This window comes from Ochrobactrum sp. BTU1 (assembly GCA_018798825.1).
Taxonomy (GTDB): domain Bacteria; phylum Pseudomonadota; class Alphaproteobacteria; order Rhizobiales; family Rhizobiaceae; genus Brucella.
Genome location: CP076356.1, coordinates 828,765 through 850,738, shown reverse-complemented (window position 1 = coordinate 850,738; position 21,974 = coordinate 828,765). Strand labels below are relative to the sequence as shown.

The window sequence follows — 21,974 nt, the reverse complement described above, 5'->3', positions numbered from 1 at the left end:
GGTGCGTTACGCGACTTTTATCTCGATTGCGCGCATTGCCTCGACGAGGTCTTCGACCGTTAGTGGCCGCGGAAAATTCAGCATATGCGGCACTGCAATCGAAGCATTCGCGACGGCTCTTAAATGTCCATCCTCGATGGGGCGTCCCGCCAATGCGGCAAGGCACAGAGGCAGGCCTGTATGCCGATAGATTGCGGTGAGGGCAGTCGGCAGCGCTTCGCCGAGAAGCCAATGGTGAACGACGAGCCCATAGGCGACCTGAAATCCATGCGGCTTGCCTGCAACACCCGGAACATGCGTCAGTCCACGGGTCAGAGCATGCGGCACCGAAAGGCCACCGCTTTCGAAACCCAGGCCCGCCATCAGGACCATGGCCTCGGCCGCCGCATCGAACGCCATGTTCGGCTTGCCGGTACCGGCGGCGTCAAACGCCGTAATCGCTTGTTCAACGAGCGTGTCGTAACATAACGATGCGATTGCGCCGGACAGGTGTGTCGGACGCGCGCCAAACATGTTGACGCCGCGCCCTTCGGCGCAGGCGAGAGCTTCGGCTTTTTTCGACAGTGCATCACCCAGTCCGGCAGCAAACATGGCTTGCGGCGCTCCAGCAAGAATCTCGGTGTCGACAACGACGAAATCAGGGTTCCGCGAAAGATGCCTGACTTCGAGCAAAATGTCGTTCTCGTCATAGAGCACGTAATTCTTGCTGGTCGGCGCATCGTTTGAGGCAACCGTCGGGACGGTGATCAATTTGAGCCCGCGCTTGTCGGCCAGTGCTTTGCCTGCGTCGATGGAGCGGCCGCCTCCGGCGGCAATGACGATCTCGGGAGTCGATTGCCCAAGGGCATCGGAGAGGCGATCGGCAGTTTCCAGCCCAAGCTGACCCTGGAAGGGCAGAACTGTAAGGTCCATGCCGAGGTTATCGAAGGTTCGACGGAGGATCGGCTCGACAAGGGGGAGTATATGGATGTCCGCCACAAGTACGACGCTTTCGCCGATCTGCGCGGCAAAATCACCGATGCGGCCAAGTATTCCACGGCCCTGAATATAACGTGACGGCGCACCGAAGACTTTGAGCTGCGCATCGAAAATAGTAAGGGGATCGGACATTTTTGCTCTCAAAAAGTTTAGATATATGATATATGATAATTACTGAGACGCAAGTGCCTTGTGATCGTTTTTGAGGAAGAACCGTATGATTTCCGGAAAAACCCGCTTTGTTCCCCTGCTGGCCCATCCCGCGCGCCATGTGCGAACGCCCGCCCTCTTTAATGTCGAATGTGCCCGTCAAGGGATCGACATGGTCATGGTTCCGCTCGATGTACGTCCGGACATGCTGACGCAAACGGTCGCGAGCATGAAAGCGATCGACAATCTCGCCGGCATGGTCATCACCATTCCTCACAAAACTGCGGTCGCGGTGCTCTGCGACCGAACAGTTGGAGCAGCAAGCCTTGTCGGGGCCTGCAACATCATTCGCCGTGAGGCCGATGGCAGCCTGACTGGCGGAATGTTCGATGGCGAGGGTTTCGTCGCCGGCCTGCGGTCGCAAGGACATGAGCCTTCAGGCCTTCGTACGCTTCTGGTCGGCGCAGGCGGCGCGGCAAGCGGGGTGGCACATGCATTGTTGCGGGCCGGCGTGACCGATCTGACTATTGCCAATCGTTCCATGGAAAAGGCAGCTTATTTGGCGCAACAGCTCGTCGCAGCATTTCCACATGCAAGCATTGCGGCCGGGGCAGCGGACCCCGCCGGTTACGCGCTTGTCATCAATGGAACAGCTCTTGGGATGCATGACGGCGATGCTTTGCCTGTCTTGCTCGAGCGGCTCGAAGAGGGGGCAATCGTTGCGGAAGTGGTGATGCAGCCGGACATGACGCCGTTGTTGGTTGCGGCCACGGCGCAGGGTTGCCATGTTCATCGGGGCATCCATATGATCGAACAGCAGGTGCGTCTGCTTGTCGATTTCCTCAAATGACAAAAAAGGCCGCATCGCAACGCGATGCGGCCACGTCCTGTTTCGCAAAACGTCAGACGCGTCGTCTCGCATTTGCACTAATACCCTGCATCAGCACCGCCAGGATAATGATTACGCCCTTGATGATCTGTTGTGGATAGGCGGGAACGCTCATCAGGTTCATGATATTGCCGATCAGCCCGAGGATAAGGACCCCAATCATTGTATTAACGATCGTTCCCTTGCCGCCCGAAAGAAGCGCCCCACCGATGACGCAGGCGGCGATGGCGTCAAGTTCCAGGCCGATACCGGTGACCGGCGTTCCCACCGCCGTGCGCGCCGTCACGAAGATGCCGGCAAGTGCGGAAAGTGCACCACACAGCGTGAAGGCAAGGAACTTGTAACGCCAGACAGGAAGGCCGGCGAGACGCACTGCGTTCTCATTGCTGCCCGTCGCGATCGTGAGACGCCCCCAATTGGTGCGCCGCAAGAGGAAGATGAAGAGCGCGATGACCAACAGCACGGCCAGAACCGGCCAGGGTAGGCCGATGCCCGGCATGCCCTTGCTGCCGAATTCAGTTAGAATTTGTGCGGTCGGCAGCTCCCGTGGGAATCGGACCGGCTGGCCGTTTGACAGCATATAGGCGAGGCCGCGGGCCATGGTCATCATCGCAAGTGTCGCCACAAATGAGGCCATGCCAAAACCGGCCACGAGTACACCGTTGATCGCGCCGAGCAAACCGCCGAACAGGGTAGCGCCGATCACACAGAGAACAAGTGCAATGCCGCCATCGAAGGGCAACGCCGGCATGAACATGGCGACCCCCATGCCGCCGATTGCAGCGACCGAACCGACCGAGAGATCGATGCCACCGGTCAGGATCACCAGCAGCATTCCGATCGCGACAAGGGAAAGTGGAGCAAGTTGCCGCAACAAGTTGAAGATATTTTGCAAAGTCAGGAAGTGTTCCGAAAGCACACTGGAAACGACGATAAGCGCCACCAGCATGATGTAGATGTTGTAATTTATCAGAATGGAAACGAGGCTCGCGGCCTTTGGGTTAGTGGACATTCTCGCGCCCCATAGCAAGTTCGATGATGGCTTCCTCGGTGATGTTGGCGCCGGATAATTCGCCAGCAATCCTTCCGGCGCGCATGACCAGCACGCGGTCGCACATGCCGATCAACTCAAGCATTTCCGAGGAGACCATGATGATGGCGGCGCCGTTGGCCGCCAGTTCGTTGATGACACGGTAAATCTCGACCTTCGCTCCGACATCGACGCCACGGGTCGGCTCGTCGAGTAGCAGCACCTCGCAGCCGGAAACGAGCCATTTCATCAGCGCAACCTTCTGTTGATTGCCGCCGGACAGGGTGCCTGCCTCAGCGTCGATGCTAGCAGCCTTGAGGTTAAGCTGTTTGCGTAAGCTTTCCGTCGCCGTGCGTTCGTGTCTGTCACGCAGCAAGCCGAAGGGCCCGAGATGGGGGTTGACCGGTGTCATCATCGCATTGGTGAGGATCGGCAAGTCGAGAAGGCAACCCTGATGTTTGCGGTCTTCCGGAAGCAGCCCAATTCCTGCTTGCACGGCTTCACCGGGTTTACGGATGCGAAGCGGCTTGCCGTTTAGGCGGATCGTGCCGGAAGCGAGCGGGTCTGCCCCGAAAATTGCCCGCAAGACTTCGCTGCGACCTGCGCCGACGAGGCCGCCAATGCCCAATACTTCGCCGCGCCGGAGCTGGAAGCTGATGTTGGAAACCAGCGGACCTGTTTCCAGCGCCTCGACGTCGAGGGTGACGGCGCCCAGCGTCGCCTGCCTTGCGGGAAAAAAATCCTTGAGTTCGCGGCCAATCATTAGATTGACGAGGCTTTTGTGGTCGAGGGCGGTGATCTCCCAGGTGCCAACGCTCGCGCCATCTTTCAGCACCGTAACGCGGTCGCAAAGGCTGAAAATCTCGTCGAGACGATGAGAGATATAGATGACACAGACGCCGCTTTCGCGCAGACGCCGCACCAGCTTGAAGAGTTTTTCCGTTTCATGGTTGGTGAGAACGGCGGTGGGTTCGTCGAGTACGAGGATCGAGCATTCTCGCGAAAGCGCTTTGCAGATCTCGACCACCTGCTGGTGGGCGACGGTGAGATTGCCAACGATCTCATCGGAATTGATGTCGTCAAAGCCCATGCCAGCAAGGAGTTCACCTGCGCGGCGACGCATGGCGTTGCGATCGACGAACAGGCCATGTCCCAGCCTTTCGATGAAAATGTTTTCAGCCACGCTCAGATGGAGCGCGAGCGAAAATTCCTGATAAATAATGGAAATGCCCTTGCGGATCGCGTCCTGAGGACTGGCAATGCTTACAGGAGCGCCGTCGATGCAAATTTCGCCGTCGTCATGAGTATAAGCGCCTGCGAGGATCTTCATCAGGGTCGATTTTCCCGCGCCGTTTTCGCCCATCAGTGCATGGATTTCCCCGGCACGAGCGGAAAATCGCGCGCTGTTCAAAGCGGCGATGCCGCCGAATTCCTTGGAAATTTCCCGCATGTTCAATCGGTCCATCTCATCCTCCTTTGCGATAGAGGCGGGCCTGAAGAAGGGCCCGCCGGGTCACATGGGCTCAGCCTTTCAGTTCGCTGATCGTCTTGAAGGGCGGAACGGTGTAGCGGAAGAAGGGATTGGCGGTGTCGGGATCAATGAATTCGTCGGCATTCTTCTGCGTCACTATCTGCGAGGGATAGTACGAGCCAAGCGGTAGGTTGTTGGCGTCGAAACCTTTGTCGAAGATCTGGTTTATAAGCGTCACGACGCCTTCACCGGTATGCGAACCTGAGCATAGGCCGGTGACGAGCATGTCGCCCGATTTCACTAGATCGAGTGCTGTGCGGAAACCGTCCGCCGCATTAGCGACGGCGATCTTGCCCTTGAGGCCCTGGTTTTCCAGCGCCCGCAACGCACCCATGCCCATGAAATCATTTTCTGCGAGGATCAAGTCGAGCTTGGACGAATGCGCTGTCAGTATGTCTTCGGCCGCATTAAGACCGCCTTCCTCGGTCCAGAGACCGACACCCATTGCAGTGACGTTGAACTTCACCTCCGGATAATCGAAGGAGCCGCCGGTCTTGAGTTCCTGAAACTTCTTGAAGCCCGCGAGCATCGCGTCTTCCTTGGTAAGTTTCAGGCCAAGCTGTTGTGACCGCTCATAGATGATGCCGGTGATCATGCCGTTGACGCGGCTTTCCGATGTGGAATTGCCGACGGTGCCGAGGATCGCCGCCGCGGTGATCGGGGTATCCGCTCCATAATGCTGCGCGACGAAACGGCCAGCCTCGAAACCATTGCCATACGGGTTGAAGAGCACTGTAGTAACAATCGGGCTGTCATCCGGCACGGTGCCGAGCGCAATCACCGGGATGCCAGCATCGACGGCACGCTGGGCATCGGCTGCCGCAGCGGCGAGATCGGTCGGATCCATGACGATGACATCGACCTTCTTGGCGATGAAGGCATCGATCTGGGCCGAGGTCTTGGCCGGATCGCCATCGGCGACCTGAACATCGAGTACGTAGCCAAATTCGTTCGCCTTGGCTTTTGCTGAATCGACGACGCTGACGAACCACGGGTTGCCAAGCGTGATTTCTGTCCAGCCGATGACGAGTTTCTTGGAGGGGTCTCGCGTGGTGCTTGGCAGCGCCTTCTCGATCGCAGAGCGATCCGCCATGGCGGGATCGATGACACCCGACAGCGCCGAGTTCGGCAGTAAAGTGTAGATTTCATGCTTGTCGGCGGCAATGGCCGTCGTCGCGGCCAGCCCAAGGGCCGCCATGCATAGCATGCGGGATGCGGATTTCAGGAACCTCATGGTCTCTCTCCCTCTTTTGAAGTTCGATGTAAAGGATCGCGCGCCCTCCCGGCGCGCGACCACGGCAATCAGCAGATGATGTCGCGGACAACCGATTCGATGCCGGCTTGGTCGAGCCGGTAATGGGCGTAAAGATGAGACGGCGGGGCAATCAGCGCGTATTCATCGCGAATGCCGTGGCGCACGAGCCGCGCTGGGCTTCCTGCTTCTGCAAGGACTTCGGCAACGGCTGCGCCCAGACCGCCGAGAATGTTGTGCTCCTCGATGGTCAGGATGACCTTCGAGCGTGCGGCAGCGGCGAGGATGGCGTCGTGGTCGAGCGGTTTGATCGTCGCCATGTCAATGACGCCGACGCTGCGGCCTTCGGCCCTCAGTTTTTGTGCGACCTGCACCGAGGGATGGACTGGCAGGCCGCAGGCGATGATCGTCAGTTCTTCGCCCTGCGCATGCTCAATCGCCTTGCCGAACACGAATTCGGTTTTGGCGTCGTACAGATCGGGCTCACGTCCACGCCCTGTGCGGAAATAGATCGGGCGGTCATGATCGGTCGAGGCACGGATTGCCGCTTCGAGCTGCGGGCCGTCAGCGGTCGAAACAACAGTCAGATCGGCGATCGAGCGCATCGTGCCGATGTCTTCGGTCGCATGATGGGAGGTGCCGTAGAACCCCATTGAAATACCAGTGTGATGGCCGATCAGGCGCACGGGCAGAGCGCAATAAGCGACGTCCATGCGGATCTGTTCGCAGGTCAACAGACCGAGGAAAGAGGCGAAGGTCGCGACATAGGGCATGGTACCTGTGGTAGCGATGCCTGCCGCAGCCGACACCATGTTCTGTTCAGAAATACCGAAGCTGAAATAGCGATCTGGGAAACGCGCGGCAAAGCGGTTGAGGCCGTTGGAATATTGCAGGTCAGCTGAGCCGGCGACAACGTCATGGCCCTCTTCTACGAGCGAGATCAGCCCGTCGGACAGGTGGTCCAGGCCGGGATTCTTCATGTTCAGTTCGCGATAATGCCAGGAATTGGGTGAATTTGGCCGCAGATTGGCAATGTTCATCTCAGATCACCTTGGAAAGAATTTCTTGACGGGCGGCGTCGGCGTCGGACGGATCGAGGTAGCCGAGATGCCAGCCCGGCTCGGTTTCCATGTAGGAAACCCCTTTGCCCTTGAGGGTGCGGGCGATGATGCAGCAGGGCTTGTCGCGAGAAGCATCGGACTTGACGCGGCGCAGCAGCGAGGTCAGCCCAGCGATGTCATGGCCGTCGGCGACATGCACTTCCCAGCCAAAGGCGCGCCATTTCTCATCCAGCGGTTCGATGCCCATGACGTCATCCACTGCGCCATCGAGCTGATAGCCATTACGGTCGATGATTGCGACGAGACGGGAGAGCTTGTGATGGGCGGCACCGATCGCGGCCTCCCAGACCTGGCCTTCCTGCATCTCGCCGTCGCCGAGCATGACGAAGGTGGTAAAGTCGCGACCCTGACGGCGGCCGTTGAGCGCCATGCCCAGGCCGTTTGACAAGGCGTGGCCGATGGAGCCGGAAGAGAAATCGACGCCGGGTACCTTACGCATGTCGGGATGGTCGCCGAGTGGGTTGCCGAGGCGAGTATAGCCGTCAAGCACCTCGCTTGGGATGTAGCCAAGCTCCGCGAGAATGGGGAACAGGCCGACCGCTGCGTGGCCCTTACCCATCAGAAACCGGTCGCGATCTGGCCATTTCGGATCGGGCGACAACCGCATCACGTCATAATAGAGAGCGGCGAATATCTCGGCGGCTGAAAAAACCGAGGTGTAGTGCCCCACCTTGGCGATCTCGATTAGCCGGATTGTCTCCAACCGAATGTACTGCGCACGATCTCTCAGGCGAGCAATCTCGGCTTCCGTGGGGTGAAAATCGTTTCTCATCGGCTGCTTCACGCGCTCCTCCTCTGATTTGCCAAACGGCAGGCAACATTTCCTTGCGAGATCGCGATGTAACATGATATATGATATATGTCACGGGTTAAAATTGGAGGAGAACGTGAATCTTGCACTGACAAAGGCGGATGTGACCGCCATTCGCGACCGCATCACCATTCGGGGGCAGGCCTTTATCGACGGCCGTTTCAGCGATGCGGCCTCGGGGGAGACGTTCGACGACATCTCTCCGCGAGACGGAAAGGTGATTGCCCGCGTTGCCGCCTGCGACCGCGAGGATATAGATCGCGCCGTGCAGGCGGGACGTCGGGCTTTCGAGGCTGGCGTCTGGCGCGACCGCTCGCCGAAGGAGCGTAAAAAAGTGCTACAGCGCTTCGCTTCGCTGTTCGAAAAGCACATGGATGAGCTCGCCGTTCTAGAAACCCTCGATATGGGAAAGCCAGTTTCAGAAAGCCGCAATATCGACGTCAACGTCGTACTTGATACCTTGCAATGGTATGCGGAATGTCCGGACAAGCTTTATGACGAGATCGCGCCGACGGGTCCTGGCCAATTGGCGATGATCACCCGTGAAGCGATTGGCGTCGTCGGCGCGGTGGTGCCGTGGAATTTCCCGATGTTGATGGCGACGTGGAAATTTGCGCCTGCGCTAGCCATGGGCAATTCGGTCGTGTTGAAACCCGCCGAACAGTCGCCTTTGACGGCGATTCGCCTTGCCGAATTGGCAACAGAAGCAGGCATTCCCGATGGTGTCTTCAACGTCGTACCCGGCTTTGGACCAACCGCAGGCAAGGCGCTAGGTATGCATATGGATGTCGATTGCCTGGCCTTTACCGGGTCGGGTGAGGTCGGAAAGATGTTCCTGCAATATGCCGGCCAGTCAAACATGAAGCGTGTCTTCCTCGAATGTGGCGGCAAGTCGCCGAACATCATTCTCGACGACGTGCCGGAATTGCGGGTTGCGGCGGAGCGTGCGGCGACGGCGATCTGCTTCAATCAGGGCGAAGTCTGCGTCGCCCCCTCTCGGTTGATCCTGTCGAAGCGAATTCAGGACCAATTCCTCGACATCGTCGTCGATACCGCCCGCTCAATCCGGCCGGGCGATCCGCTGGATCCGGCGACCAAGCTCGGCGCACTGGTTGAGAGTAGCCATCGCGACCGCGTCGAAAGCTATATCGCGAAGGGCAAGGCGGAAGGCGCGCGGCTGGTATTGGGTGGAGACAGGCCGAACGACACGCCAAATGGATTTTACGTCAACCCCACCATCTTCGCCGATGTCCGCAACGATATGACCATTGCACGCGAGGAAATCTTTGGTCCCGTTCTTTCGACAATCACTGTGGAGGATGATGAAGAGGCCGTGCGTGTCGCCAACGATACTGCCTATGGTTTGGCTGCGGCCGTCTGGACCCGCGACCTGTCACGCGCCCACAAGATTGCGCGTAAGCTCCGCGCTGGCACCGTCTGGGTGAATTGCTACGATCACGGCGATGCCACAGTGCCGTTCGGCGGCTTTAAGCAATCGGGCAATGGACGCGACAAATCCCTGCACGCACTTGATAAATATACCGAACTAAAGACGACCTGGATCGAGCTTTGAAATCTTAGGAGGCGGCTTCGGCCGCCTCTTTCGCTTCCAGCCATTCAACCATGACGACGCCGACACCGATATCGGCCTGGATGGCCCGCCGTGAGGCTTCCGGATCCCGGGCGGCGAGCGCGCGAAGCAGGTCGTAATGGCCATGATCGCCGCTCGACAGCACGCGTTTGGGTGTATTGAGATGATAGAGATGGATGAGCGGACCCATCTGCGCCCACATGCCTTCGATTGTCGCGTAAAGCATAGGCATCTGCGCGGTTTCGGCGAGTTTGAAGTGGAATTCGCGGTTCACGCGCGAGGCTTCCAGCGGATCGCTGGCTGCTGCCCGCGTGAAATCGGCCTGCATCGCTTCGAGCGCCGCGAGCCCCTTATCGGATATCTTTACCGCAGCCTGTGCCGCCGCTTCGCCCTCGAGATGATGGCGGATCAATTGAATCTCGCGTAGCTCTGACGGCGTCAGGCTGCGGACTTGGATTGAGGTCGCGGCCCGCATCTCCAACGCGCGTTCTGTAACAAGCCGGAAGATCGCCTCGCGGACCGGCGTGATCGACACGCCCAGCTGCTCCGCGAGGTTTGCAATGGTCAACCGTTCACCAGGCTCATAGCGGCCATCCATCAGGGATGCGCGAATGCTCGCGTATACTTGTTCGGATAGATTTCCCTTATTGATCTTCGGTAATTGGCTCATCAGACGATCCATAGCGTTTCATCGGTTGTCACATACAACTGTCATCACGACAATGTGCATCACGCGTTGGATGGCGCAAGAGGTGTCAGTCCGCGCACCATATCCGACGCCTTCTCGCCAATCATTATCGCAGTCGCGTTGGTATTGCCCGAAATGAGTGTCGGCATGATGGAGTTGTCCACAACACGCAGGTTGCGAAACCCATGCACCCTCAGTTCGGGATCAACCACCGCCATGTTGTCTCTGCCCATGCGGCAGGTGCCGACGGGATGATATACTGTCTTGCCCTTCGAACGGATATAGGCCCCGAGCGCCTGATCGTCGGCAATCGCCTCTCCGGGATAAGCTTCGGTTCTTTCGACATAGCTTGAAAGGGAAGGTTGATCCAGGATATCGCGAGCGAGTTTTAGCGCTTTTACGGATAGGCGCATGTCTTCCGGCGCCGAGAGATAGCGTGGATCGACAATCGGATGCTCGGAAGGATTGGTGGATTTGAGGCGGATTTCGCCGCGGCTTTCGGGGCGTAGCACACAAGGGTTTATCGTCGCGCCGGCGCGTTTGACCCTCTCTTGATCGCTGTCCATGAAGACGATCGGCACGAAATGCATCTGCACGTTAGGCTCCGCCTCCATGTCATCGACATTGACGAAGGCGCAGGCTTCGGTGACGTTTGACATGACCGGGCCGGACTTGACGAGGAAATATTGCAGGCCATTGCGGATGGAACGCAAGAAGCTGTCTTCTCCGTAGTAGCCATGCTTGCCGGTACAGAAGCGGATGGCGGGAAACTCAAGATGGTCCTGCAGGTTCTGGCCGACGCCCTCCAAGCGGTGGCGCAATGTAATGCCATGCCGGCGCAGCTCCGCCTCCGGACCAATGCCCGACAGCATAAGGAGTTTCGGCGTCTGAATGGCACCACCGGACAGGATGACTTCCTTGTCGGCGAGCGCCGTTTCGACCTTGCCATTGCGTACATATTCGACGCCGGTCGCGCGATCACCTTCGAAAAGAATACGGGTGACCAAGCAACCGGTGCGGATTTCGAGATTGCCGGTTTTCATAGCGGGTCGTAGATAGCCGACGGCTGCGCTGCAGCGGCGCCCGTTGCGAGTCGTTGTTTGGTTGAAACCAACCCCGCGCTGGCGCATGCCGTTGAAATCCGGGGTGAAGGGGATGCCGGCTTCCTGGGCGCTGCGCACGAAAGCACGGGTGAGGTCGGATATCTGGCGCAGATCCGAAACGCCGAGCGGGCCGCCGGTGCCGTGATAGCTGTCGGAGAGACGGTCATTGTCTTCCGCCCGGCGGAAATAGGGCAACACCTCGCCATAGGACCAGCCATCAGCGCCAAGAGTTGTCCAGTCGTCGTAATCGCGGCGCTGGCCGCGAATGTAGATGGCAGCATTGACGGAGCCGCCGCCGCCGAGCACCGCTCCCTGCGGCATGACCGGCGCGCGGCCGTTCAACGCTTCCTGCTGCTCGGTTTTGTAGTGATAGAGAAGATCGCTGTCGAGCAGCTTAACGAAACCGGCAGGGATGTGAATAAGCGGATTACTGTCGCGCGGCCCGGCTTCGATCACCAAAACCTTCCCGGCATCACCCAGCACGAGCCGCCCCGCTAACGCGCTTCCCGCCGAGCCCCCGCCCACCACGATATAATCGAACATTCATGCCTCCCATAGCAAAGTATATCATATATCTTTATTTTGCGAGCCGGCTGCCGTCAACCGGGAAAGCAAAAACATAGGGGACGTTGTCTTAGTCTGTGAGCAGGTGCGCTTCTTCGCACAACCGGCCTTCAGGCTCTGATCAACATTAGGAAACCTCTGAGTATTGCGTTTGCGTGGGAGCGAAGATTTCGATGGTCTGCGGCGGAGAGCAATGCCTCATGGGAAGTAACGTTGGCGGTAAGGCAGATACATACCCGACGACGATTGATAATTTGACGCCAAAGCGCTGAAAAAAGAACAATACTTCTCATTGCGATATGATGGATGGGGTACCGTCGCAACGAAGTGCTGATTTGATGGCTCTGTTTCTTTGGCTTCTGCTAGAGAGACGGCCAACGCTTGTAGTTCCGTTTCCGTCTCGCAATTGTTAGTGTCGTTGGCAAGCTCGGAAAGTGCTTCGGCACCTTGATAATCGCCCATTTAAAACAGGCTAGCTTGCTCTTCCTTATTGTCATTGCTCGGTGTCAGGTCGATCAAGTCAGCGTCTGGCAATGGCTTCTGCATTTCTTTGGCTTCATCCCATGGTGCTCGCAACCATGTATCGATTTCTTCGGTCGTGCGGAGGATTACAGGCATTGCTTTGGGATGGACGGGCTTTACCACGGCGTTTGGCTCTGTGGTGAGGAAAGCAAAGATATCGACCTCAACCGGGCCTTCTTTCTTCTTTCGCACCCCTTTCCAAGTCGTCCAAATGCCAGCAAATGCAAAGAGCGGCTTATCCTCGCTGAGAGCGAACCAGTGCAGCGGCTTACGTTTTGTCTTTGGATCAGGTTCTTGCCCGTATTCTGAAAATGACGTGGCTGGTACGACGCAGCGGCTTTCAACGCCTTGCCAGCGCCGCCAATGAGGGGAGGTGAGGTTGCGTATGTTCGTTACGCCGCTGTCAGCTTCGCCCTTAACGTACATAGGCGGCGTTGGCATTCCCCAACGAAGATGTGCCAGCTCGTGCTCACCATCTGCTAAATTTCGCAAGACCGGGGCTGGATAGTCTGGATAGACGTCTAATTGCGGATCAACGCGGTTCGTCATGTCACCAAACTTAGGGAAGAGACGGCGCATGGCCTCATGAGTCGTCAATAAACTAAAAAGGTTGCACATGCGCTCCTCCTGCTTGGGATAGGATAGAGGAGAATTTACCGACGTCCAGCTAACGCATCTTCGCCAAGCTGTCGGTGTTCATAACAGAACCAGAGCTGACCGTACTTTGTCTTGTAGCCGTAGCTTCCCCATGCCTTGCAGCGATCATCTTCACACCAGTGCTCAAACCTTGCAGCTGGACCTGCAATGCCGCTATCGGCTTTATATCCGGACATTTTTACCTCGGCATTTTAGCCACGCCAAACTGGCTTTCATTGAGTGATTTGCATTTTGTACAGCGAAGCCTTGGCTCTAGACTGACGATGACTGTCTGAGTGCCAAACTTACGCGAAATCTGCCGCATCTCGATTTGCCCATGATGTCCGCATCTGCAACAGAAACCATACAGCTCGTACCAAGAGGGAAGATCCTTAACACGAGCATCACGCGGAACTGCGGCTAGAGTGTTGGGCTTGCGCATCTTTCAAAGTACGTCTCCCACGGCTTCGACTTCTTATCGGATGGATCGTAGGGGACGCCTCCATACAAACTGATAAATTCTTCCTGGCCTTCCTTGGTCTGAAAATGAGCAACGTTAAACTCGTGAGATCCATGATGCTTTCGGGTCCAAAGACGATATCCGCCCAGTCGTTCTCGATCATTTAGCACAAGGATAAGGTTTGCCCGATGCCACTCAGTTAAGTGCAAAGCGACCTGATGAGGGTAGGTGGCATTGATGCTGGTTATACTGAGCGCACCACGTGAACGGGTCATTTTGAAAATACCGTGGGTTTCCAACCGCGTGAAAATCCGAGTGACATAGCAAGGCTGGCGTACTCGATTTCCTTAATAAGAAAGTCACGGTCTTTCAAAAGCGCCTCAATGGCAGCTCGGGTGTTTCCCTTGTGATATGCGAGCACCAACTCGATTTCATCATCGTAATTTTCAGCGACCGCATTCATGACACTCTCCGAAGTTGCTACTGTGCGAGATGTTCATGATATGTTCTATTTGTGGCATGAGTCAATGGGACAAGGAGTGGTGCTGACTGCAAAGCACGGCGAGAAAGAAACAATCGTCAATCAGAGAGTTTCTTGAATAGGCAATCGAGTTAGGAATAATTCCCAACAGAGGTACATTGAACTCGCCGCGCCGTCGCCTTGTAGTATCCGCTCAGCCGGATATTACCTTAACCTCCGTAAAATCTTCCAGACCCCATTTCCCGCCTTCACGGCCGTTGCCGGATTGTTTGTAACCGCCAAACGGACTGCCGGAACCGAGCGAAGAGCCGTTGATATGCACCATGCCGGCGCGAAGCTTTCGCGCGACACGTTTGGCGCGTTCAGCCGATCCGGTTTGAACATAAGCGGATAAACCGTAAGGGGTGTCATTCGAGATAGTGATGGCGTCCTCTTCGTCGGCAAACGGAATGATGACCAACACTGGACCAAATATCTCCTCGCGCGCAATTGTCATATCGTTCCGTACATCCACAAATACGGTCGGGCGGACGAAGTTGCCAGCGTTAAATCCTTTCGGATGACCGAGGCCACCTGCAACCAGACGTGCGCCCTCATCGATGCCTGCTTGGATCAGACCTTGAACTTTGTCAAAATGCGCTTTCGATGATAGCGGCCCGATATGATTTCCTTCAACGGCCGGATCACCGACCGGCATCTGATCGGCGATACGAGCAGCGAGTTGCACAACTTGATCGTAAACGGAATGCTCGACTAACAATCGGGTGGGGGCGTTGCAGGACTGACCGGTATTGTTGAAGCATTCGGCAATGGCTCGTTCCACCGCGTTTTCTATTTCACTGTCGGCGAAAATCAGATTGGGTGATTTTCCTCCGAGCTCTAGTGACACACGCTTGACCGTATCTGCGGCGCCGCGTGCGACTGCTGTGCCCGCGCGGGTTGAACCAGTGAAAGACATCATGTCAATGTCTGCGTGGCGCGACATGGCTTCACCCACGATCAAACCTTCGCCGTTGACAAGGTTGAATACGCCTTTTGGAAGCTTTGCTTCATGGAGAATATCGGCAAACAGCATCGCTGACATGGGAGCTATTTCAGAGGGCTTCAAAACTACCGTACATCCAACTGCGATCGCTGGAATAACTTTTAAAGCGATCTGGTTCATCGGCCAATTCCACGGGGTAATTAGACCGCAAACGCCGATTGGTTCGTGCACGATGATCTCGCCGGAATTATCTTTTCGTTTTTCTTCAAAATCGAAGTTTTCCAGCGCTTCGATGAAAGCGTTGATATGATACAAGCCTGCAGCGGCCTGTTGATCGCGGGCCATGGTGATCGGCGCGCCCATTTCCAGCGAAATTGTTTTGGCCATATCGTCTCGACGTGCTTCGTATATCTCTGCGATTTTGCGTAGGAAGCGGATGCGCTCCACAACTGACGTTTCGCTCCAGGAAGAGAAAGCCGCACGAGCGGCAGCAACTGCTCGATTAACATCCTGAGCTGAGCCCGATGAAATGGTCGCATAAGGTTGTTCGTTGGCAGGATTGACGACAGCAATGGTATTAGAACCAAAAGGTTTGACCCAAGCGCCGTCGATATAAAAGTCAGTCTTTACGTCACAATTGTTGTTCTGGTCGGATTGGAGCACGATATTTCCTCTCTGTCGATTGTTGCTTGTCTATTTGCTGTCTGAAAAGGGGTCGGCAATTGTTGGTTGCTAAGTGCTTGTTTCGCCGGGGCAGGTTTGGCGTAGATCTACGGGTCAACGTCAGAAAAGCTGTCGTTTTAGTATCCGAGAAACTGCACCGGTTGCTTATTGGAGAAGTTGCGGATGGCGTTCCTGAAATCCTGCGTATAAGTGGCTTCCATAAAGGCTGCCTTTTCTGCCTCAAGTTGCGCTGCCAACGAAAGATCGGCAGCGAGCAGTTGCTTGAAGAGCCCAAAGGCTCGTGTTGGGCCAGAGGCAATTTTTTGTATCAGGACAGAAAGCTGTTCTTCGTAACAGCTATCCTCAATCACGTCGTTGACGATCCCAATTTCACTGGCCTGACTGGCATTGAGTTTGCCACCCTTGAGCATCAGGGCAAAAGCAGCGCGCGGCCCCAGCTTCCGCCGAAGATGCCAGGTGCCGCCGCAATCGGGCACCGTCGCCAGTCGATCATAAGCGAGAGTGAACTCAGCTGATTGATTGCAGATGGCATAGTCCGCCGACAGGACCATGCTCAATCCTGCCCCAGCTGCGGGGCCGTGGACTGCAGCAATGACAGGCACTGGCAATTTTTGCAGGATTAACAACGCCGGGTGCATGTGTCGCAAAATACGCTGTAAGACTAAATCGGCCCGATCAGCGTCAGCTGCAAAAGCGGCGAGGTCTCCACCAGCCATAAAGGCTCTACCTGCTCCTTTGAGCACGACACAACGAATGCTCTTATCCAAAACTATTGCTTGCATGGCCTGATGAAAGGCTGCTGCCATGGTTTCGTCGATAGCGTTATATTTTTCAGGACGGTTGAATGTAATGGTACAGATACCGGTTTTGTTATTCAGGTCGACAAGGATCGGGTTCGTCATTTGTTGGTCCTTTGATACAATTCTGCAGATGCGGTTGCGGATCGATGCGGCCTGGTTTGATGGTAAGCGTGACGCTGCCCAGAATAATGAGCGTGCCGAGAATGGCGTTGAGACTCGGATGAACTCCCCAAAACAGCCAAGTGGCTGTGATCGACCAGATCAGGCCCGAATAACCGAAGGGGGCGAGAAGGGCAGGTGACGTCATGCGGTAGGCTATGGCGCTTAAGCCTATGCCTAGGCTGGAGAATGCCGCCGCAGCACCAAACTGGGCAAGGTGCGGGACTTGTACTACGCGCCAATGCTCAATCGCGAATGGGGCGATAAACAACGCTGAAAAGAATGCACCAAAAAATGAAATGGTCCACAGATTATCTTCGGATGGGATCAAACGCGAACTGATGGCATTGATAGCGTAAAACACGCTCGATGTGCCGACCAGTGCGATGGCGTAATTGAAGCTGGATGCCCGTGGATTGATTGCCACAATGACGCCGAGAAAACAGAAACAGACCGACAGCCATGAGCGAATGCTGACATTTTCTTTGAGCAGAAAACGGGTCATCGCGGTAATAAGGACGGGCGTCATAAAGAGAATGACTGTAGCTTCGGCGACTGTCAGCGTTTTTAGCGAAGCGATGTATAAATAGGCAGCGATTAAGCCAAAAGCTCCCCGCAACGCATGAAGCCCAATTCTGGCCGACCATATTTTTCTTCGCCCGGATGTCCGCACATGAAACAGATAAAGAATTGGCAGGGCCATCAGGCTGCGGATCAGAATAATCGATGACACATCGTAGTCGGCGATGAGAAACTTGGTAGTCGTATCGTTCAGGGTGAACGCCAGGCTGCTTACGCAAACAAGAGCGGCGCCGAGGAAGCGCAGTGGGATCATGCGGCCCCCTCCAAGTCGCCTGCGATCTGAAAATACTCGCAAGGACTTTCCTCACAGTTGGGAAGCGCTATTGCGTTCGGTACATCAAGCATGCCGACACGCCTTGGCCGCGACAGGTTGCCGCTCTGAAGACCCCGCCCGAACTGTCAGATCTGAAGTCAGCGCGATAAGATTCGGGGTTCTTGCGCGCTGCTCCAGGAGTGGGAAATTCGATGGTATCGAGTTGTGACTTACACTACGCCATTGATATGTCGTGATCTTTCGCGGTTTCATGATGTCCCCCCTCCAATTGACCCTCTTAATGGGGCTTAGACGAAAATCATTGTGTTATTTCTGCATGTTAATAAAAAGTTGGACGTTCAGCAAATTTTTTGTTTGACTTCATCTGCCGCGAATTTCAGTATCTAATCATCAGGTTTGATTGCAGCAGGGAGTGGGGCGTGAAGACCCGAGTAACCGAGCTATTGAAGACTAACTACCCGATCATTCAAGGTGGAATGCAATGGGTAGGTCGCGCCGAACTTGCATCAGCTGTATCGAATGCGGGTGGCCTTGGAATCTTGACAGCACTGACGCAACCTAGTCCCAAAGCGCTAGGCGAAGAGATCGCTCGCTGCCGGCAAATGACAGATAAACCATTTGGGGTCAATCTCACGATTCTCCCCACGACGGCGCCCCCGCCTTATGAAGAATATCTTGATGCGGCGCTGCAGTCGGGTGTCAAGGTAATCGAAACCGCGGGACGCAGTCCGAAAGAGTTCATCGAGAAAATTAAGGCTGCTGGTGCGGTTGTCGTTCACAAGTGCACGGCTGTACGTCATGCGCTGTCAGCGGAACGGGCTGGTGTCGACGCCATTTCCATCGATGGATTTGAAGCGGCGGGGCACCCGGGTGAGGATGATGTTGGTGGTCTGGTCCTTTTTGCTGCTGCAGCGGCGCAGGTAAAAATTCCATTGATCGCTTCGGGGGGCATCGGCACCGGAGAAGGTATGGCGGCAGCTTTCATGCTCGGCGCCGAGGGCGTGAACATGGGTACGCGCTTTTGTGCCACCAAAGAGGCCCCCATTCATGAGAATATCAAACAGGCGCTGGTCAATGCCGGTGAACGCGATACCAATTTGATCTTTCGAACTTTCAGAAACACCGGGCGTGTTTTGAAGAATGCGGTTTCAGATCAGGTGGTCGCAATCGAAGGTCGGCCGGGCGGTGCGGAGTTTACAGACGTTCGACCGCTGGTTTCCGGAGACCGAGGTCGAAACGCGCTGACAACCGGGGAACTGGACAGTGGCTTGATCTGGGCAAGTCAGACGCTTGGGTTGATCAAGGATATTCCCAGCTGTCAGGAGCTTATCGAGCGCATTGTCACCGATTGCCGCCTCGCCATGACAAGGGGGCTACACGCATTTTCCAACTGACTTTTGTCAGCGGAATGCCGAATAAGGTGCTTTGGAGGAAGTACCTTTGCCGGTTGTTGCATGCAAAAAGACACGGCTATTGAGCCGCATAGGGAGGAGGAACAATGAAAAAGACATTCATACTGGGTGCAGTGCTTGCCATGGCGGCCAGTTCGGCTGTGGCTGAAGAAAAGGTCAGTTATGCGTCCTATGGCGGCGCCTATCAGGAAGGCGTACGAAAAGCCATTCTTGATCACTTGCCCAAAGATCATGGGATGACTGTTGTCGATTATGTTCTGGCTGGCGGCATTCGCGATATACGCACGAAGGTACGCGCAAATGCGGTCGATATTGATGTGGCCGAACTCTATGGCGGTCTGTGCGATCTGGCCGGTAAAGAAGAGCTTCTGGTTCCACTCGACTATTCAAAACTTCCCAATGCCGCCGGAATTCCGGAACACCTGCGCTCAAAATATTGGGTAGGGTTCACGGCTTACACTTCAGTCCTTGCCTATAATAAAAACGTATATGGTGACAAAGGACCGCAAAACTGGACCGACTTCTTTGACACGGAAAAGTTCCCCGGCAGCCGCGCTATCTCAGGCAATTCGCCGGCAACAAATATGGAAATTGCCCTGATGGCGGATGGCGTGGCCAAGGACAAGATCTATCCCATTGATATGGAGAGGGCGATGGCCAAATGGTCTGCGCTTAAACCGAATATCAGTGTTCAGTGGGCTACCGGCGCACAGGCGACCCAGCTCGCAACGTCCGAAGAGGTCGATATGTTATCGATCTGGGCCGCACGTATAGATGCTGCCATCAAGGAAGGCGCCCCATATACCTATAAGCTTGATGACGCGGTGATGGATGTGGAATGTCTGGTCATTCCCAAAAATTCACCAAATCCGGAAGGTGCAATGCGCCTGATCAACCATCTGCTCGATCCAAAATATCAGGCAAACCTGCCAAATTATATCGCCTATGGGCCGATGAACCAGGATGCCTTCAAACAAGGGCTTGTACCAGCCGATAAAGCGGCGAGCATTGTCACGAGCACTGAGAATCTCAAGAAGCAGCTCATCACCAACATGCCGTACTGGGCCGAAAATCACGAAAAGGCTCAGACCATGTGGGACAAGACAATGATGCAATAGTCAGTTCAGGAGGGTTGGAGGCTTCGGCCGCCAACCCGGGAATTTTCTTCATGAAGCCCAAGATTACAATCTGTAGCGGACAATGCTGCGGTGTCCTGTTGTGCGCTGATGGAAAGCAGAGATGAAACACTCCTCGACGACGGCTTTGCCGGTTACGATCCAAGCACTGTCCAAACATTACGGCACGGTCCGGGCGGTTGACGACGTATCGCTGGCGATTAAAGCCGGTGAATTTCTCACATTGCTCGGGCCTTCCGGGTCAGGAAAAACAAGCCTTCTGATGATGATCGCGGGCTTTTCCAGGCCGACGGATGGTTCGATCAAGATTGGCACACAGGAAATCGTGCATCTTCCACCCCATAAGCGCAATATTGGCATGGTTTTTCAAAACTATGCCTTATTCCCGCATATGTCGGTATTCGAGAATATCGCCTATCCGCTGCGTTTGCGTAAGATTGGACGTGCTGAAATCGAGGAACGGGTCAAGAAAGTACTCGATCTGGTGCAACTTGGTGGCTATGGCGAGCGTAAGATCACTGAATTGTCTGGCGGTCAGCGCCAGCGTATAGCGCTTGCGCGCGCTATTGTGTTCGAACCGCGCATTCTGCTTATGGATGAACCCTTGTCGGCGCTTGATAAGCAACTGCGGGAAACGATGCAAATCGAAATCCGCAAACTGCATGACCGTTTGGACATGACGACCATTTCCGTCACGCATGATCAGCGTGAAGCGCTTACAATGTCGGACCGGATTGCCGTTTTTTCGAAGGGCAAACTGGCCCAGATCGCGTCGCCGACCGATCTTTATGAACGCCCGCAAAGCCGCTTCGTGGCTGAATTCATTGGTGAAACCAGTTTTCTGCCACTCCGCCATACAAAGGCAGGTGTCAGTTATGGCGATCAGAGCGTGAACTTGCCTGATGATGTTGGCGAACTGCACGACGACATGTTGCTGAGCATGCGCCCCGAGCGCTTGCGTTTCGTGACAGATGAAGCGGCCGCGCGGGCATCGGGAGCAAACCTGTTTTCGGGTCAGGTCGTCACTGCCATCTACCAAGGTGAATGCTTGCTTTTCGAGGTCATGCTGGATGGTGGCCATAAGGTATTCACGCGGATTGCCAACCGCTCGGAAAATCTGCGGGCAGTACCAAAGGTTGGGGAATGCGTGGCGCTGCGTTTGGAGCGGGCGGACGCGCGGCTTGTGCGGGCGGAGGCTTGACGATGACAAAAGTTGTTGTCTCCTTTCCCGTTGCAGACCCCGAGCCGGTGACGAAAGCCGAACTCGATGCAAATCGCCGCGCGTTGCACCGCGAACAAAAATACGAAAGTTGGTCGATGGTGCGCCTCACCCTTCCAGCGCTTGGTATTGTTGGCATCTTGATGGTGGCCCCGCTGTTATGGTTGCTGTCGATGTCTTTTGTTGACGTCAATGGAGAATATGGTCTCGGCAATTTCCGACTGTTCTTTTCGGAACCTGTCTACATCGAGATGTTTCTCAATACTTTCAAGATTGCACTCATCGTCACCGTCATCTGTCTGTTGCTCGGCTATCCGGTTGCCTATCTGATGTCGATCTTGTCTCCCAAATGGGCAGGACTACTGATGTTGGCAGTGTTGGTGCCATTCTGGACTTCGGGTCTGGTACGCACATTTTCGTGGTTGATCATTTTGCAGCGCAACGGCGTGGTCAACAAGTCATTGCAAGGCCTCGGATTGATCAATCAGCCGCTGGCATTGGTAAACAACACCACCGGTGTGGTCATCGGTATGGTCCATATCATGATCCCGTTTCTGGTGTTGCCGCTTTATGCATCGATGAAGGCCATCGACGCCAATCTCATGCGCGCTGCCGCCAATGTAGGGTCGTCACCGACGCACGCGTTCCTGCGTATATTCCTTCCCCTTTCCATGCCCGGACTGGTCGCTGGCGCCATAATGGTATTCGTCATGTGCTTAGGCTTTTACATCACGCCCGCACTGCTGGGCGGAGGCAAGGTGAAGATGATTGCGCAGCGAATTGAGGAGATGATTTCTCTTTATCCGACATGGGGTCCTGCGGCCGCTCTTGCGGTGTTGCTTCTGGCAATGACGGCTCTTTGCTTGTGGATCAGTTTGGTGCTGGTACGCCGGCTGTCGTCGGATCGATAGGAGGT

The 21,974-nt window shown here is 55.6% G+C and carries 21 protein-coding genes; 6 read left to right on the top strand and 15 right to left on the bottom strand.

The genetic code is table 11. The annotated features are described in order from the left end of the window. Positions 1-6 precede the first annotated feature (6 nt). Positions 7-1,110: a glycerol dehydrogenase gene (locus KMS41_22995; GenBank protein QWK80593.1), complete on the bottom strand. Its 1,104-nt coding sequence runs from the start codon at positions 1,108-1,110 to the stop codon at positions 7-9. An 85-nt stretch (positions 1,111-1,195) separates the two neighbouring features. Between KMS41_22995 and KMS41_22990 the strand changes: the two genes are divergently transcribed. Next, the gene (locus tag KMS41_22990; protein ID QWK80592.1) at positions 1,196-1,978 is read left to right on the top strand and encodes a shikimate dehydrogenase; all 783 of its coding nucleotides are present in this window, start codon (positions 1,196-1,198) and stop codon (positions 1,976-1,978) included. 52 nt (positions 1,979-2,030) lie between these two features. On the opposite strand, the gene KMS41_22985 is transcribed toward KMS41_22990, so the two are convergent. From KMS41_22985 to KMS41_22965, 5 genes are all read right to left on the bottom strand, one after another. Further along, positions 2,031-3,029 (bottom strand): ABC transporter permease, encoded by a 999-nt coding sequence (locus KMS41_22985; GenBank protein ID QWK80591.1) that lies wholly within the window; start codon positions 3,027-3,029, stop codon positions 2,031-2,033. After that, positions 3,019-4,512, bottom strand: a complete 1,494-nt coding sequence (locus KMS41_22980; GenBank protein ID QWK80590.1) for a sugar ABC transporter ATP-binding protein — start codon at positions 4,510-4,512, stop codon at positions 3,019-3,021. The genes KMS41_22985 and KMS41_22980 overlap by 11 nt, the downstream gene beginning before the upstream one ends. Before the next feature lie 58 nt (positions 4,513-4,570). Further along, positions 4,571-5,812, bottom strand: coding sequence for a sugar ABC transporter substrate-binding protein (locus tag KMS41_22975; protein QWK80589.1), 1,242 nt, complete (start codon positions 5,810-5,812; stop codon positions 4,571-4,573). A 68-nt stretch (positions 5,813-5,880) separates the two neighbouring features. Next, complete coding sequence (locus KMS41_22970) at positions 5,881-6,870, bottom strand: transketolase (GenBank protein QWK80588.1); 990 nt, start codon at positions 6,868-6,870, stop codon at positions 5,881-5,883. A gap of 1 nt (position 6,871) precedes the next feature. Beyond that, positions 6,872-7,723 carry a transketolase gene (locus KMS41_22965; protein QWK81192.1) on the bottom strand — a complete coding sequence of 284 codons (852 nt, stop codon included), beginning with the start codon at positions 7,721-7,723 and terminating at the stop codon, positions 6,872-6,874. A 73-nt stretch (positions 7,724-7,796) separates the two neighbouring features. On the opposite strand from KMS41_22965, the gene KMS41_22960 reads away from it, so the two are divergent. Beyond that, positions 7,797-9,335: an aldehyde dehydrogenase gene (locus KMS41_22960; protein ID QWK80587.1), complete on the top strand. Its 1,539-nt coding sequence runs from the start codon at positions 7,797-7,799 to the stop codon at positions 9,333-9,335. A 4-nt stretch (positions 9,336-9,339) separates the two neighbouring features. Here KMS41_22960 and KMS41_22955 read toward each other — a convergent pair whose 3' ends face one another. The 9 genes from KMS41_22955 to KMS41_22915 form a co-directional block, all read right to left on the bottom strand. Next, positions 9,340-10,023 carry a GntR family transcriptional regulator gene (locus KMS41_22955; protein QWK80586.1) on the bottom strand — a complete coding sequence of 228 codons (684 nt, stop codon included), beginning with the start codon at positions 10,021-10,023 and terminating at the stop codon, positions 9,340-9,342. Positions 10,024-10,082: 59 nt separating this feature from the next. Continuing rightward, on the bottom strand, positions 10,083-11,687 hold the full coding sequence (locus KMS41_22950) for a GMC family oxidoreductase N-terminal domain-containing protein (GenBank protein ID QWK80585.1): 1,605 nt from the start codon (positions 11,685-11,687) through the stop codon (positions 10,083-10,085). Positions 11,688-11,906: 219 nt separating this feature from the next. Beyond that, complete coding sequence (locus KMS41_22945) at positions 11,907-12,170, bottom strand: hypothetical protein (GenBank protein ID QWK80584.1); 264 nt, start codon at positions 12,168-12,170, stop codon at positions 11,907-11,909. Next, positions 12,171-12,848 (bottom strand): SOS response-associated peptidase, encoded by a 678-nt coding sequence (locus tag KMS41_22940; GenBank protein ID QWK80583.1) that lies wholly within the window; start codon positions 12,846-12,848, stop codon positions 12,171-12,173. A 35-nt stretch (positions 12,849-12,883) separates the two neighbouring features. Beyond that, positions 12,884-13,063 carry a hypothetical protein gene (locus KMS41_22935; GenBank protein QWK80582.1) on the bottom strand — a complete coding sequence of 60 codons (180 nt, stop codon included), beginning with the start codon at positions 13,061-13,063 and terminating at the stop codon, positions 12,884-12,886. A gap of 534 nt (positions 13,064-13,597) precedes the next feature. After that, positions 13,598-13,789 (bottom strand): hypothetical protein, encoded by a 192-nt coding sequence (locus KMS41_22930; protein QWK80581.1) that lies wholly within the window; start codon positions 13,787-13,789, stop codon positions 13,598-13,600. 211 nt (positions 13,790-14,000) lie between these two features. Further along, positions 14,001-15,455 carry an aldehyde dehydrogenase family protein gene (locus KMS41_22925; GenBank protein QWK80580.1) on the bottom strand — a complete coding sequence of 485 codons (1,455 nt, stop codon included), beginning with the start codon at positions 15,453-15,455 and terminating at the stop codon, positions 14,001-14,003. A 137-nt stretch (positions 15,456-15,592) separates the two neighbouring features. After that, the gene (locus KMS41_22920; protein QWK80579.1) at positions 15,593-16,378 is read right to left on the bottom strand and encodes an enoyl-CoA hydratase/isomerase family protein; all 786 of its coding nucleotides are present in this window, start codon (positions 16,376-16,378) and stop codon (positions 15,593-15,595) included. Then, complete coding sequence (locus tag KMS41_22915) at positions 16,347-17,270, bottom strand: DMT family transporter (protein QWK80578.1); 924 nt, start codon at positions 17,268-17,270, stop codon at positions 16,347-16,349. The genes KMS41_22920 and KMS41_22915 overlap by 32 nt, the downstream gene beginning before the upstream one ends. A gap of 440 nt (positions 17,271-17,710) precedes the next feature. On the opposite strand from KMS41_22915, the gene KMS41_22910 reads away from it, so the two are divergent. The 4 genes from KMS41_22910 (at position 17,711) to KMS41_22895 (ending at position 21,969) form a co-directional block, all read left to right on the top strand. Next, positions 17,711-18,685, top strand: coding sequence for a nitronate monooxygenase family protein (locus KMS41_22910; protein ID QWK80577.1), 975 nt, complete (start codon positions 17,711-17,713; stop codon positions 18,683-18,685). A 104-nt stretch (positions 18,686-18,789) separates the two neighbouring features. After that, on the top strand, positions 18,790-19,821 hold the full coding sequence (locus KMS41_22905; protein QWK80576.1) for an ABC transporter substrate-binding protein: 1,032 nt from the start codon (positions 18,790-18,792) through the stop codon (positions 19,819-19,821). A gap of 121 nt (positions 19,822-19,942) precedes the next feature. After that, positions 19,943-21,040 (top strand): ABC transporter ATP-binding protein, encoded by a 1,098-nt coding sequence (locus KMS41_22900; protein QWK80575.1) that lies wholly within the window; start codon positions 19,943-19,945, stop codon positions 21,038-21,040. Between the two features lie 116 nt (positions 21,041-21,156). After that, positions 21,157-21,969 (top strand): ABC transporter permease, encoded by an 813-nt coding sequence (locus KMS41_22895; GenBank protein ID QWK81191.1) that lies wholly within the window; start codon positions 21,157-21,159, stop codon positions 21,967-21,969. Positions 21,970-21,974: the final 5 nt, after the last annotated feature.